Source organism: Rhizobium sp. AC44/96 (assembly GCF_001692185.1).
Lineage (GTDB): Bacteria > Pseudomonadota > Alphaproteobacteria > Rhizobiales > Rhizobiaceae > Rhizobium.
This window is the reverse complement of the sequence record NZ_LXKO01000008.1, coordinates 48821-63390: the sequence shown is the minus strand read 5'-3', so window position 1 is coordinate 63390 and position 14570 is coordinate 48821. Positions and strand designations below refer to the sequence as shown.

Genomic DNA, 14570 nt, shown 5'->3' with positions numbered 1-14570 from the left:
TTCCAAGGTTCCGCTTATCTGCAGATAATGTCATTGTCCGCCGCAAACGCATGACCATTCCTGGATGGAGAAAAGACAGTGAACGAAACGCCGTACGCCTTGGTGACCCTTTGACAACAGCGACCGAAGCGGCATTCTTGGAATCTCTGGGGTGGTCGGAGTTCTTTGCTGAGCAGCTGCAGCCAGGCGAAGAAGATCTCGTGCCGCGGCGCATTGCCGAGGTGCATCGCAGCCGCCTCAGCGTCGCATCGCCGACCGGCCTGATCCGGCTTGGTATTTCGCATCAGGTCAACACCGGCGAGTTCGCGGTCGGCGACTGGGTGCTCGCCAAGCCGCATGATCATGCCCTCGTTCGCCGGCTTGAACGCAGGACGCTGCTGCAGCGCCGCACCGAAGGTCGACAGCACCAACAACTCGGCGCCGCCAATGTCGATACGCTGCTGATCGTCACCTCCTGCAATGCCGATTTCAACGTGGCCCGGTTGGAGCGCTACATGGCGCTCGCCAATCAGGCGGGGACGGCGCCGGTCATCGTGCTGACCAAGGCTGATCTGGTGTCTGACGCCGAGACATACGAGGATCAGGCAAAGGCGTTGCAGCGAGACCTTCCGGTGGTCGTGCTCAACGCCAAGAATGAGGATGCCGTGGCCGCACTGGCGCCCTGGTGCCAGTTCGGCCAGACCATCGCGCTGATCGGCTCCTCCGGCGTCGGGAAATCGACTTTGGTCAACACGCTCGCAGGATTGTCGGGCGAGGGCTCGCAGGAAACCGGCGGCATCCGTGAGCGCGATGCCAAGGGACGCCACACCACCACGGCGCGCTCGCTGCATGCCATGGCCGGCGGCGGCTGGGTCATCGACACGCCGGGAATGCGCACGCTGCATGTCAGCGATGTGGCCGAGGGTATCGATCTGGTGTTCTCGGAGATCACCGAGCTCGCCCCGCAGTGTCGTTTTCGCGATTGCACCCATGACCACGAGCCCGGCTGCGCTGTGCAGGCGGCTGTCGACGCCGGCGCCTTGCCGGCCGAGCGTCTGGCGCGCTGGCGCACCCTGCTTGCGGAAAACCGCAAGAACACGCCGCAGATGACCGGACCGCGCGGCAACAAGATCCTTCAGAAGAAGCGCTGAGGGCAGGCGAGGCGTCGATCTCAAGCATCGCCATGCAGCACTATGTCCCCTGCCAGTCGGGGTTTCTCACCGTTCTTTGATTGGCCGCTGTCGCGCACCGGCGATAAAGTCGCGGCCAATCGAAGATCGCATCCCTTCGGCAGCATTTTCGCCAGTTGCGTGCCGAGCGGCAGTCCCAGGGAGAGCACCATGACGCGCAATCACCTCACGAAGATCGTTCTTTCGCTTGCCGCCGGCGCCGCGATCGGGCTGTCGGCGCTGCATGGCGCCAATGCGGCCGACAGGGTTCGCGTTCACGGCACCGTCGAAAATCTCGATGGCGACACACTGAAGATAAAGGGGCCGGATGGCCACGACATCGCCGTGACCATGGCGTCTGGCTTGACGGTGCTCGGTGTCAAGAACGCAGCCGCCGCCGATATAAAAACCGGCGATTTCGTCGGTATCGGCTCCGAGCCGACCGCCAGCGGCATCAATGGCGCGGTCCAGGTCGTGATCTTCCCGGCTTCGATGAAGGGAACCGGCGAAGGCGACCGGCCCTGGAGCGTGAAGCCGAACGGTTCCATGACCAACGCAACGGTGGCCAACGCCGTCAAGGACGTCAACGGACAAACCGTGACGCTGGCTTACAAGGGTGGCGAACGGAAGATCAATATCCCGGCCGGCACCAAGATCGTGGCGCTTGCGCCGGCCACACGGGACGACCTCAAGCCCGGCGCCGCCGTCTCCGCCCAGGGAACGAGCAGCGGAGACAATGCGCTCGCCGCCGATCGCCTCGCCGTCGGCCTCGATGGCGCAACACCCCCGATGTGATCTTTGGTGCACACCGGCACAGGACTTACTTCTCGTACGTCCAAAGCTCTGCATCTGCACGGATAGCGGTGACGAGCGACCGAGCCCTGGCATGGGCGTCGGACTGCGCTCCCAAACCCATGTGATCGGCTTCGATGCTCATAAGGTAGCCGATGACGTCGATATCCGATGCACCCCGTCGCAATCGTCCCGCAGCTTCGATCAGATAGTCGTCGTATTCGTCCGCGAATGATCGGTTGTCGCCTTCGTCCCATTTGCTTCCTTTAGGCAAAAGCCCGATAGGGTCCCAAATAGACCAGCCAATGTCGCGCAATCTCGAAAGTTCGATCTTGGGTGGGGGCGTAAGCGAAGCCATTTCGATGTCCGTTGTGGTCGTTGCATGACACTACACCAAGTTCCAGCGTCTCCTATAGATCGGAACTGTCTCGTCGGCGCGATACAAAGGGCATCTGTGCGCTGTCACAAATGAAATTTGACCCAGCCCGATTGTGACAGAGGTTACACAAAACTGACATTGGAGCTTCATGAAGCAGGACTAATGCACTCCCTCATATCGCATCTGGACTATGAGGAAGAGCATGATGTTCGAACTGAAGAATGTCACCCGCCGTTTCGGAAAGAAGACAGCCGTTGATTCCGTGACGCTCGACATTCCTCAGGGCCAGATGGTCGGCATCATCGGCCGTTCCGGCGCCGGCAAGTCCACGCTTCTGCGTATGATCAACCGCCTGCAGGAGCCGACATCGGGCTCGATCCATTTCGCCGGCGTCGAAGTCTCGAGGCTGCGCGGTCAGGCGCTGCGCAACTGGCAGCGCGATTGCGCCATGATCTTCCAGCAGTTCAATCTCGTTCCGCGCCTCGACGTGCTGACCAACGTGATGCTCGGCCGCCTCAATCATCGCTCGACCACGATGAGCCTGCTCGGCCTTTTCACCCGCGAAGAGCGCATCCACGCGATTGCCGCCCTTGAGCGCCTCGGCATCGAACAGACGGCTTTGCAGATGGCCGGCACGCTGTCGGGTGGCCAGCAGCAGCGCGTGGCGATTGCCCGCGCCCTGATGCAGACCCCGAAGATGGTGCTTGCCGACGAGCCGATCGCCTCGCTCGACCCGCTCAACGCCAAGATCGTCATGGACGCGCTGCGCGACATCAACGAGCGCGAAGGCATCACCGTCATCACCAACCTTCATACGCTCGATACGGCGCGCAACTATTGCGAACGTATTGTCGGCATGGCCGCCGGTCGGGTGGTGTTCGATGGCAAGCCGTCCGAACTGACCGCCGATGCCGTCAAGCAGATCTACGGCACCGACAAGGACGGCGCCGGCATCGACGAGACGATGACCTCGACCTCGATCAACATTCCCGCGGCTGTTGCCGCCAATCAATCCGCCGGCTTGCAACCGCTGGCGCTGGCCGGTCTCTGAGAGGGGCGGCCTCGGATCGTAAGCCCGCGTTATGGGCGCACTTCTTCTTTAAGCAAAGATCGCCGGGGACACCGGTCAATCAGGAGAGAACCATGTTGAAGAAAGCACTCTTTGCCGCGACGGCGCTGTTTGCGCTGGCCGGCGTCTCGCATGCTGCAGACCTCAAGGAATTCCGCGTTGGTATTCTCGGCGGCGAAAACGAAGCCGACCGCCTGCGCAACTACGCTTGCCTGGCTGACCACCTGAAGACCGAATTCGGCTTCGAGAAGGTTTCGCTCTTCCCGGCTGCTGACTATGACGGCGTTATCCAGGGTCTCCTCGGCGGCACGCTCGACTTCGCCGAACTCGGCGCTTCCGGCTACGCTGCTATCGCCATCAAGGACGAGAAGGCCGTTACCCCGATCCTGACGACCGTTCAGAAGGACGGTTCGACCGGTTACCACTCGATCGGTCTCGCCCTGAAGTCCTCCGGCATCAAGGACATCAAGGACGCCAAGGGCAAGAAGCTCGGTTACGCTGATCCGGACTCCACCTCGGGCTACCTCATTCCGCTGACGCAGATTCCGAAGGACACTGGCATGCCGAATGACCAGTACTTCGCTTCCACGCAGTTCAACGGCGGCCACGAAAACAACCTGCTCGCTGCCTACGACGGCAAGGTCGACATCGCTGTTGACGACTCCTCGGGCATCGGCGATTTCAAGGACGGCTACACCTCCGGCACCTTCCGCAAGGCTGTCGACAAGGGCACCGTTGACCCGAACAAGCTGGTTGAAGTCTGGCGCTCGCCGCTGATCCCGAACGGCCCGCTGGTTGTTCGCAACGAACTCGGCACCGAGTGGCAGGCAAAGCTCACCGACTTCTTCATGAAGCTGCCTGAGACCGACGCCAAGTGCTTCGCAGCCATCGAAGGCGGCGACTACCACGGCTACACCAAGGTTCAGGCCGATTTCTACAACGCCATTATCGACGCTCGCAAGGCTGCCATCGGCGGTTGATCGATCCTGATAGTTGGAGGGCGGCCGTAACAAGCCGCCCTTTTTCCTGCGAAGAAAGCGGACATCGTTCATGACTTTTGCCGATCCCAACGCCCACGCGCCGGCTGCGCCGCAAAGCGCCCAAGAAATCGGTGATGCCTGGAGCAAGATGGTGGCTCGCCGCCGCCTCTATACTGGTCTCGGGCTGGTGATCCTGCTGGCTGCCTTTGTTGCGTCGGTACGGTTCGCGGACGAAAGCAACGCCGGCCACTTCTTCGACCGCCTGCCGCATCTCTTCGATTTTCTGAGCTGGCTCATTCCCAAGGATTGGAATGACGTCTGGCGTGCCCTGTTCGATATCGCAAGCCCGATCCAGAAGACCGGCGAGGAGTACAACTTCGCCGAGGGCCGGGTCTATGTCTGGGGCGGTTTCTATATCCCCGAATATTTCGAGCTGATGATCATCACGATCAACGTGGCGCTCGTCTCCACCCTGATCGGCTTTATCTTCGCCGTGCCGCTGAGCTTCCTCGTGGCCCGCAATCTGGCGCCGTCCAATCCGCTGCGGATTGTCGCCAAGCGTCTGACCGAGTTCCTGCGCGCCTTTCCCGAGATCGTCATTGCCGGCCTGTTTTCGGCCATACTGTCGATCGGTCCGGTTGCCGCGATCATTGCCGTCAGCCTGCACACCATCGGCGCGCTCGGCAAACTCTTCTACGAAGTCGTCGAAAACATCGACATGAAGCCGGACGAAGGCATGAAGGCCGTCGGCGCCAGCTGGTCGGAGCGTGTCCGCTTCGCCGCCCTGCCGCAGGTCATGCCGAACTTCGTCTCCTATGCGCTGCTACGTCTCGAGATTAACGTCCGCGCCTCCACCATCATCGGTGCCGTCGGCGGCGGCGGTATCGGCGAGGAGCTGAAGCTCTCCATCTCGCGTGGTTTCGGCGCCAAGACGGTGGCGCTCGTTCTCCTGCTTTTCATCACCATCGTTGCGGTCGACCAGTTCTCCGCATGGCTGCGCCGCCGCCTCGTCGGCGAGCACGCCTTCCTTTTGCAGCATTGAGGTCCGCCATGACGGTGATCGACGCCAACCGGATGCACGAGATCGAGCAGCGCTACCCGGAATATTTCAAACGTTCCTTCAAGCAGCGCTTCGGCGGCCTGATGATCGTGATCGGCGCGCTTGTCTACGCCATCTACGCCTCCTGGTTCTTCGACCTCCCGAAGCTGCTGGCGGACGCTCACTGGGAGCGCGTTGGCCTCTATCTCAGTCAGTGGGTGAGCTACGACGTGCAGCCGGAGTTCCGCATCGGCGACACCGGCGAGATCACCGTCAAGTATCCGCGCTTCTCGCCGCTGGGCGACGATCCCCATCCCGACTGGGTCATCAGCAATGCCGATGGCAGCGTCACGGCCTCCGTCAGGGGCACAAGCCGCACGGTCACTGTCTCCAGCAAGGAAACGGTGGTCACCGCTCACGGCATCAGCGTGCCGGTGGACGTATCGAGCGGCGCTCCGAAGGTCGTCGGCCCGGTTCCCGCCTGGATGACCGTCTATGACGACAACGTTCTTGCCGATCTCGGTTTTGCCGGCGATGTCAGCATCTCGGTCGATCGCGTGAAGGTCCGCAAGCGTTTCCTCGGCTGGGCGAATTTCGTCTTCGACACACAGTCGCCGTTCTTCGATAAGCCGGCGAGCGAGGTCATCAGCCTGATCGTTTCGGGACCGGAGCTGAAGCCTGGCCAGTCCAACCTGTCGCTCGCCTTCGACAACATCTGGCACAACAGCGCCTGGCAGCATGGCGACGTCTGGACCAAGCTGTTCCAGACCATCGTCATGGCCTTCCTGGGAACGTTGCTCGGTGCATTGCTCGCTTTCCCGCTGGCCTTTCTGGCCGCGCGCAACATCACGCCCAACAAGGTGCTCAATCAGGTTCTGAAGCGCTTCTTTGACTTCCTGCGCTCGGTGGACATGCTGATCTGGGCGCTCTTCCTGACGCGCGCCTTCGGCCCGGGCCCCCTGGCTGGCTCCGGCGCGATCTTCCTCACGGAAACCGGCACGCTCGGCAAGCTCTATTCCGAAGGCCTGGAAAACGTCGATAACAAGCCGCGCGAAGGCATCAAGTCGACGGGTGCGTCCACCGTACTCACCCATCGCTACGGTATCATCCCGCAGATCGTCCCTGTGTTCGTCAGCCAGACTCTCTACCAGTGGGAATCGAATGTTCGCGGCGCCACCATCATCGGTGCTGTCGGCGCCGGCGGTATTGGTCTGAAGCTGTGGGAAGCAATGCGCACCAACGCCAACTGGGAAAACGTCGCCTACATGGTGCTGCTGATCCTGATTGTCGTCTTCCTCTTCGACATGGCCTCGAACGCGTTGCGCCACCGGTTGATGGGCACGAAGGCACACTAGAAAGCGTGGGAATCTGGCGCCGCCATCATCATTCTGTCACGGAAATCTTTTAGCCGGAAACCAGCTTGCGGCGGGTCGTCAAATCACTGAAGACTGCGATCCGCATTCCGAACGATTTCCAGGATACCAGCCTTGCGCTACGCACTTTATTTCACGCCGCCGAAGGATGATCCTTTGAACGGCACGGCCGCGCTCTGGCTCGGCCGCGACGCCTTTTCCGGCGAAACTTATCCGGCTCCCGATCATCCGGAGCTGCCGGCCGCCGAGCAGTTCGAGCTGACCGCTGAGCCTCGCCGCTACGCCTTCCACGCGACGATCAAGGCGCCGTTCCATCTAGCGGCCTCCGTCACCGAGAAGGATCTGATCCAGGTCGTCGAGGATTTCGCGTCGCGCACGGCCGCCTTCGAAATTCCCGAGCTGGTGCTCGGGCAACTTGGCAAATTCTTTGCCCTGGTGCCCGCTTTCGTGCATCCGCCGCTTCAGGATTTTGCTGCATCGGTGGTAAAATCCTTCGAACCGTTTCGCGCTGCGCTGTCGGATGCCGATATCGCGCGCCGCAATCCGGAGAAACTGAGCGAGAGCCAGAGAGCCAATCTGTTGCGCTGGGGCTATCCCTATGTGATGGATGACTTCGGTTTTCACATGACGCTGACCGGCCAGGTGCCGACCGAGCGTGCCGGCACGATGAAGGCCATTCTGGCGGAGCGCTTTGCCGCGTTCACCGGGCGGCCACTGCCGATCTCAGGCCTGGCCGTTTTCGTCGAGGAGGCGCGCGGCGCGCCGTTCAAAGCCCATTCCTGGTGGCCGCTCGCCGGCGCCAAAAACTGAAAGACCTAGTCGATGACCAAAGAAACAGTCTTCTCCAATGCCCGCATCGTTCTCGAGGATGAGATCGTCGAAGGTTCGGTTCTCGTCCGCGATGGCAAGATCGCCGATATCTCGACGGGCAGCTCCCGCATCGGCGAGGATTTCGAAGGCGATTATTTGATCCCGGGTCTTGTCGAACTGCATACCGACCATCTGGAAGGTCACTATTCGCCACGTCCGGGTCTGCGCTGGCACAAGACGGCCGCGATCCAGGCTCACGACGCCCAGATCGTCACCTCTGGCATCACCACGGTATTCGACTGCCTGCGCATGGGCGCCGACGAAGACGGCGGCTTCGAGCATGGCGAGATGCGCGAAATGGCGGATGCCATCCAGAAGGCCGAGCAGGAAGGCCGCCTGCGCGCCGAGCACCTGATCCACCTGCGCTGCGAAGTCTCCGCCGGCAATGTGCTGGAGCACTTTGCCGATTTCGAGAACGATCCCTACGTCCGTCTCGTATCGCTGATGGACCACGCGCCGGGCCAACGCCAGTTTCAGACGATGGACCAGTACATCTTCTACTACCAGAAGAAGCGTGGTCTCACCGATGCCGAGTTCGCCGAGTTCGTCGATCGCCGCGTCGCGGAATCCGAACGCAACTCGACGCCGCATCGCGTCGCCATCGCCAAGGTCTGCGCCGAACGCGGCATCACAGTCGCCAGCCACGACGACGCCACGCTCGCCCATGTTGACGAGGCGATCGAAAACGGCGTGCGGCTGGCGGAATTCCCGACCAGCTTCGACGCCGCCAAGGCCTCGCATGAGAATGGTATGAGCGTGCTGATGGGCGCGCCGAACATCGTTCGCGGCAAGTCGCACTCCGGCAACATCGCCGCCCGCGATCTCGCCGAACGCGGCGTCCTCGATGTTCTCTCCTCGGATTACGTGCCGCTCAGCCTTCTCTACGCACCCTTCCTGATCGCCGACGAAGTCGAGAGCATCTCGCTGCCGAAGGCGATTGCCATGGTCACCTCCACGCCCGCCCGTACCGTCAGCCTCAACGACCGTGGTCGTATCGCGACCGGCCTGCGCGCCGATCTGGTCCGCGTCTTCCGCGATCACGGCGTTCCGGTCAGCCGCTCTGTCTGGCGTGAAGGACGCCGTGTCGCATGATGCCCTCGCACGAACCCCACGTCGTTCCGGGCACCGAACGCGGTATCATGGTCGTCGTAGTCGGCCCCAGCGGCGCCGGCAAGGACACGCTGATGGCGCGGGCCGCCAAGCATTTTCACGGCCGCCCGGATGTGCATTTTGTCCGCCGTGTCATCACCCGCCATCACGATGCCGGTGGTGAGGACCATCTGGCCGTGTCTGAGCAGGGCTTCGCCTCGATGGAACAGGCCGGCAGCTTCTCGGTCTGGTGGGAAGCGCACGGCCTGAAATACGGCATCCCCTCCGAGGTATCGGTGTCGCTCGCTGCAGGCAATCTCGTGATCGCCAATGGCTCCCGTTCGGCGCTGCATCGCTTTCAGGCCGTCTTCCCACGCCTGAAGGTCATCAACGTCACCGCCCGCGCCGAAGTACTTGCCACCCGCCTCGAGGCGCGGGGCCGGGAGACCCATGAAGACATCATGGCACGCCTCGCTCGCGGCCCGCTCACCGTGCGCGGCGACTACGATGTCGTCGATCTCGACAACAGCGATTCCCTCGAAGACGGCGAGCGCCGGATGATCGAGGCGCTCGACGGCTGTTTCGCCGAGATCGGCTAAGGGCCGGGGCAAGGGATGCGGCCGATCAGGATTGTCGACTATGATCCTCGCTGGCCCACTCTCTTCGAACTGGCGAGAGACGAAATCCTGTCGCTTGCGCCTGGCCTCGTCCTCGCCATCGAGCATATCGGCAGCACCGCGGTGCCCGGACTGGCGGCCAAGCCGAAGATCGACCTCGACGCCGTGCTCATCGACGAAGCGGCCGTGTCCACGCTATCAGCCAGGCTCGCTACCTCAGGCTTCCGCGCACACGGAGACCCTCATAATGACGGCCGCTTGCCCTTTACACGCGAACACGAAGACTATGGCCTGCGCCTCTATCTCTGCACCGCGGACAATCCCGCCCACCGCGACCGCCTCCTTTTCCGCGATCATCTCCGCCGCCATTCGCAACGAACCGCCGAGTATGAGGCGCTGAAACGCGACCTCGCCGAGAAGGCCAATGGCGACTGGGATATCTACACCGGAGGCAAGACTGATTTCGTCGCCGAGACACTGCGCCGCGCCGCGGCCGAACAGCTCTCACGCGGATGATTTCCTGCGCCGCCGGACGTCGTGAACTTCGGATAGAAGCGCTGCTCACATCGCTGGCGCCGCTTCCGCCTTTTGCCGGTGCAGGCTGAGAACCAGCGGGACACCGAGCGCGTAGACGACGACGACCGATAGCCAGATCGCCCCGGGCCACTGTTCTCTCACCACAAAATAGAAGCTCGAGAACGCGAGCGGACTGACGATTGATGCTAGGCTGACGGCCGATGCCAGCACGCCCTGGAATTGACCTTGCTGGCTTTCATCGACCTGGCGGGTCGCCAGCGACTGCAAGGCCGGCACGCCGATCCCGCCGAGTGCGAAGACCGGCATGATAGCGAAAATCATCCAGCCCTGGTTGGCGAAGGCCATCACGGTCAGCGCAATGCAGGCGGCCACAACGCCTGTGATAACGGCCATGCGCTCGCCGAGCAGCTTTACGGCCACGCCCGGAAGGAATGCCTGGGCCAGCGTCTGGCAAACACCGAAGGCGCCGAGTGAGAGTCCGATCCAGAGCCCGCTCCACTGGAAGGTATCGCTGCCCCACAGCGCCCAGCACGTACCATAGGCTTCTCCGGTCGCACTGAAGACGAAAAAGATGAAGATGACCGGCAGCAGGCTCTTCATTGAAAACGCCCAACGCAGCGGCCGCAGAGGGTTGAGCGCTGCCAGATCGATTTTCTCCCGCGTCGGTGTGCGCGATTCCGGCAGGATGAAGAACGCCAGCAGCAGGTTGCAGGCATTCAGGGCCGCCGCGGTAATAAAGGGAAGCCGCAGCCAGTAGTCTCCGAGCGCGCCGCCGAGGATGGGCCCGACGATGAAGCCGATGCCGAACATCGCGTTCAGCAGGCCAAAGCGGCGAGCGCGACTTTCCTGTGGGGAAATATCGGTAATGTAGGCCGTCGCCACGGAGACGTTGGCACTTGTCAGGCCGGCAATGGCACGGCCGAGGATCAACATCCAGAGATTGGGCGCAAAGGCCAGGAACAGATAGTTGATGGCTGCGCCGGCCAGCGAAATCAGGAGCACCGGGCGCCGCCCGAGCCGGTCGCTGAGCGAACCGAGAACCGGCGCGAAGATGAACTGCATGACCGCGTAAAGGGCGGTCATGATGCCGATGTAGGACGCCACGTTTTCCGCATGTGTGACGTCCTCCAGCAGGGAAGGCAAGATCGGGAAGATGAGACCGATGCCGACGGCATCGAGAATGATGGCAGTGAAAATGATGATGAGTGGATTGTTCATGACGCGTTCCGATCGACGCATGCATCCAGCGCCGCTGGCGCCGATGGCTTGCGATTGGGGCCCGACAGGTGTCAGGCGTTTCGTTTCTTGGAAAACGCTGGCGCATCCATGCTCGAAGCGCACGGACGGCGTGTACTCGACCGCCTGGACGACGATTCGTCCACCTGTTTACTCCGCCACTGAGCGGCTCAAGGAAAGCGATCGCTTTTCGCGATAAGCGCCACTTACACCCGGTGGCCGTGCGCGGCAAGGCCTTTCATTATCGCACGGCAGTGGTGGCGTTTGACCGGGTTTCCCGGCGACGGGGACAATTTTCTTGCGCGACAAAAGACTTCGCAGCGATTCCAGCCGCTTGCCGCGCAACATCGTCCGCCCACATCCCCGCGGCATCGACCCATCCGATACTTGCTCCCGTCATTGGACAGGGAGCCGGGGTCGCGAACCGGATCTGACAAATCGGGCCGCAGTCCGGCGTTCGATGATGGTTGCAAGAGGTGGGCAAGCGGTCGTCAGGACCCGACGTCCATCCGGAAAAGAAGGCCGAGGGACGCTCCTGTCGGCCGCTCGGCTCCGGGACCTTCATGCGATCGGGCAGGCGATACAGCCTGACATTCCCACAAACCGTTATAGTTGCCTGCCCATTCCCAGCAAGCTTTCACCGTCGCCGAGGAACCTCCGGCGCGGCATTCGGCGATGGTCCACAACACGGGGGTCGCCGAGCCGGGTCCGATCTTGGTGATCGAACCCGGCAACCAGGTTAATCAATCCGCCTCACCGCCACGACCAGCGACGATTTCGCGCTTGCCGACATGGTTGGCCGGGCCGACGAGGCCTTCCTTTTCCATCCGCTCGACGAGCGAGGCGGCACGGTTGTAGCCGATGCCGAGGCGGCGCTGGATGTAGGAGGTCGAGCACTTCTTGTCGCGCAGCACCACCTTCACGGCCTTGTCGTAGAGGTCGTTGCCGTCCTCTGCCGCCATGTCGCCCTTGTCGAAGACGGCGCTGTCTTCCTCTTCGCCGTCTTCCTCTTCGTCGGCCGTGACCGTGTCGAGATACTCCGGGCGCCCCTGCGTCTTCAGATGTGCCACGACCTTCTCGACCTCCGCGTCGGAGACGAACGGGCCGTGGACGCGCGAGATGCGCCCGCCGCCCTGCATGTGCAGCATGTCGCCCTGGCCGAGCAGCTGTTCGGCGCCCTGTTCGCCGAGGATCGTGCGGCTGTCGATCTTCGACGTCACCTGGAAGGAGATGCGGGTCGGGAAGTTGGCCTTGATCGTGCCGGTGATGACGTCGACCGAGGGACGCTGCGTCGCCATGATCAGGTGGATGCCGGCCGCGCGCGCCATCTGCGCAAGACGCTGGATCGCGCCTTCGATTTCCTTGCCGGCGACCATCATCAGGTCGGCCATCTCGTCGACGATGACGACGATGTAAGGCATTGGCGTCAGGTCGAGTTCCTGCTGTTCCTCGATAGGCGCACCGGTGCTGCGGTCGAAGCCGGTCTGCACCATGATATGGATCGTCTCGCCCTTTTCCTTGGCCTGCGCCACGCGGCCGTTATAGCCGTCGATATTGCGCACGCCGAGGCGCGACATCTTGCGATAACGCTCTTCCATCTCGCGCACCGCCCACTTCAGCGCCATCACGGCCTTCTTCGGGTCGGTGACGACCGGGGTGAGCAGGTGCGGAATGCCGTCATAGACGGAGAGTTCCAGCATCTTCGGATCGATCATGATCAGGCGGCACTGCTCCGGCGTCATCCGGTAGAGCAGCGAAAGGATCATCGTGTTGACGGCGACCGACTTGCCCGAACCGGTGGTGCCGGCCACGAGCAGGTGCGGCATCTTCGCCAGTTCCGCGATCACAGGTTCGCCACCGATCGTCTTGCCGAGGCCGAGCGCCAGCTTGAAGCTGCTCTTCTCGAAATCTGCGCTCTCGATCATCTCGCGGAAATAGACGGTTTCGCGCAGCACGTTCGGCAGTTCGATGCCGATGACGTTGCGGCCGGGAACCACGGCGACGCGCGCCGACAGCGCCGACATCGAGCGGGCGATATCGTCGGCAAGGCCGATGACGCGTGAGGATTTGACGCCCGGTGCCGGCTCGAATTCATAGAGCGTGACGACGGGACCGGGGCGCACATGGATGATCTCGCCCTTGATGCCGAAATCCTCGAGAACGCTTTCGAGAAGCCCGGCATTCTGCTCCAGCGCTTCCTGCGACATGATCTCGCCGACGCGTTCCGGCGGCTCCTGCAGCAGGGAGTTGGAGGGGAATTCATAGCCCGAGGCATCGACCTTGGAGGGAACGAACTTGTGCGCCACCATACGGGCGGCGGGTGCCAGCGGCGCGATCGCCGGCTGCGAACGAACAGGCATCGGCGCGATCGGCTGCGTTGCGGCCGGCTGCGGCTCTATGGCGATGGGCTGCACGACCTGCGGGGCAGGCGCGGGCGCCTGTGCCTCGGCGGCAGCCGCCTGCTGCTTCAGTCTGACCGCAAGCGGCTGGCGGATCGGCGCGCGACCGGTGGTCGGTGCCGGCGCCACGACAACAGGCGCCGTAACGGAAACGCCAGGCGCTGCGGCTGTGATGGGAGCGGCAACCGGGGCCGCTACAGGAGCGGGGGCGACGGCAACCGGCAGCGGCGCGGCATAGGGAGCGGCGACGACGGGCTGCTTGCCCGGCCGCCATTCCATGATGCGGAACTGGCTGATGATCGAATGCGGCGTGGGCACCGCCTGTGGCGCTACGATCTGTACCTGGGGCGTCGCTTCCACCGGCTCGACCGGCGCCTCGCCCTCTTCGAAGGACATCACTTCCCAGAAGGCGAAGTCGGAGATCGAGGCGAGGTTGGAAGAGGCGTGGAACTGCGCTTCGTCAGCGGTCTCTGAAACGACGATCGCGTTTTCTTCGACGGCGGCGACATTGGCTGCCGGCTGGTAGACGTCGAACGGCACGTTGGCAACGACGGGTGCGCGCGGGCCGGTCTGCTGCGACGCATAGGCATTGCGCAACGCCTGCTGCTGAACGTGGGGCTGCGGCTGCGTGACGGCAGGCTGCATGGCGGCCTGGCGGGCGACATAGCCCTGGCGCGGCTGTGCCGCGGGCTGCGACGGCACGACGATCGGCTGGGCCACCGGTGCCACCAATTGGGTGGGCTGGGGGGCAGGTGTCGGCGCGCGCTGCGGTGTGGCTGCTGCCACCTGGGCAGGTTCCATCACCCGCTGCTGCACCGGCTCGGCTGGCTGCTTGCGCGGGTTGATCTGGCTCTCCGGCGTGCGGGTAAAGCGGACATTCGGCGCCAGCGAAAAGTGATTCTGCCAGATCGGCGGCACCGGCTTCTCGCCGGCCTGTTCCTGCAGCTGTTCGCCGTCGATCTCCGTGGAAATCTCACCGGCATCCGTCAGATTGGTTCTAGGAAAGCGCATACGACCGCTACTCACTCATGATTAGCAACTA

The 14570-nt window shown here is 62.8% G+C and carries 13 protein-coding genes; 10 read left to right on the top strand and 3 right to left on the bottom strand.

From position 1 onward, the window contains the following. The first annotated feature begins 50 nt into the window (after positions 1-50). The gene (rsgA, locus tag A6U87_RS09475; protein ID WP_065691010.1) at positions 51-1130 is read left to right on the top strand and encodes a ribosome small subunit-dependent GTPase A; all 1080 of its coding nucleotides are present in this window, start codon (positions 51-53) and stop codon (positions 1128-1130) included. 189 nt (positions 1131-1319) lie between these two features. Further along, positions 1320-1943: a hypothetical protein gene (locus tag A6U87_RS09470; protein WP_065691009.1), complete on the top strand. Its 624-nt coding sequence runs from the start codon at positions 1320-1322 to the stop codon at positions 1941-1943. Between the two features lie 25 nt (positions 1944-1968). Here the strand turns inward: A6U87_RS09470 and A6U87_RS09465 are convergent, their stop codons facing one another. Further along, positions 1969-2298, bottom strand: coding sequence for a hypothetical protein (locus A6U87_RS09465; protein WP_065691008.1), 330 nt, complete (start codon positions 2296-2298; stop codon positions 1969-1971). 226 nt (positions 2299-2524) lie between these two features. Between A6U87_RS09465 and phnC the strand changes: the two genes are divergently transcribed. The 8 genes from phnC to A6U87_RS09425 all read left to right on the top strand — a co-directional run bounded on the left by phnC (position 2525) and on the right by A6U87_RS09425 (position 9872). Beyond that, entirely contained in the window at positions 2525-3370 is an 846-nt protein-coding gene (gene phnC / locus A6U87_RS09460; protein ID WP_065691007.1) for a phosphonate ABC transporter ATP-binding protein, read from the top strand. A 92-nt stretch (positions 3371-3462) separates the two neighbouring features. Beyond that, complete coding sequence (gene phnD, locus A6U87_RS09455; protein ID WP_065691006.1) at positions 3463-4368, top strand: phosphonate ABC transporter substrate-binding protein; 906 nt, start codon at positions 3463-3465, stop codon at positions 4366-4368. Positions 4369-4438: 70 nt separating this feature from the next. Then, positions 4439-5410 carry a phosphonate ABC transporter, permease protein PhnE gene (gene phnE / locus A6U87_RS09450; protein ID WP_065691005.1) on the top strand — a complete coding sequence of 324 codons (972 nt, stop codon included), beginning with the start codon at positions 4439-4441 and terminating at the stop codon, positions 5408-5410. 8 nt (positions 5411-5418) lie between these two features. Next, a complete protein-coding gene (phnE, locus tag A6U87_RS09445; protein WP_065691004.1) occupies positions 5419-6762 on the top strand; it encodes a phosphonate ABC transporter, permease protein PhnE in 1344 nt (447 codons plus the stop codon). Positions 6763-6894: 132 nt separating this feature from the next. Next, positions 6895-7590 (top strand): DUF1045 domain-containing protein, encoded by a 696-nt coding sequence (locus A6U87_RS09440; protein ID WP_065691003.1) that lies wholly within the window; start codon positions 6895-6897, stop codon positions 7588-7590. A gap of 12 nt (positions 7591-7602) precedes the next feature. Next, positions 7603-8742, top strand: coding sequence for an alpha-D-ribose 1-methylphosphonate 5-triphosphate diphosphatase (locus tag A6U87_RS09435; protein WP_065691002.1), 1140 nt, complete (start codon positions 7603-7605; stop codon positions 8740-8742). After that, the gene (phnN, locus tag A6U87_RS09430; protein ID WP_065691001.1) at positions 8739-9338 is read left to right on the top strand and encodes a phosphonate metabolism protein/1,5-bisphosphokinase (PRPP-forming) PhnN; all 600 of its coding nucleotides are present in this window, start codon (positions 8739-8741) and stop codon (positions 9336-9338) included. The genes A6U87_RS09435 and phnN overlap by 4 nt, the downstream gene beginning before the upstream one ends. Before the next feature lie 15 nt (positions 9339-9353). Further along, the gene (locus A6U87_RS09425) at positions 9354-9872 is read left to right on the top strand and encodes a GrpB family protein (RefSeq protein ID WP_065691000.1); all 519 of its coding nucleotides are present in this window, start codon (positions 9354-9356) and stop codon (positions 9870-9872) included. 45 nt (positions 9873-9917) lie between these two features. Here A6U87_RS09425 and A6U87_RS09420 read toward each other — a convergent pair whose 3' ends face one another. Next, positions 9918-11111 (bottom strand): TCR/Tet family MFS transporter, encoded by a 1194-nt coding sequence (locus A6U87_RS09420; protein ID WP_065690999.1) that lies wholly within the window; start codon positions 11109-11111, stop codon positions 9918-9920. A gap of 761 nt (positions 11112-11872) precedes the next feature. Beyond that, a complete protein-coding gene (locus A6U87_RS09410; RefSeq protein WP_065690997.1) occupies positions 11873-14539 on the bottom strand; it encodes a DNA translocase FtsK in 2667 nt (888 codons plus the stop codon). Positions 14540-14570 lie beyond the last annotated feature (31 nt).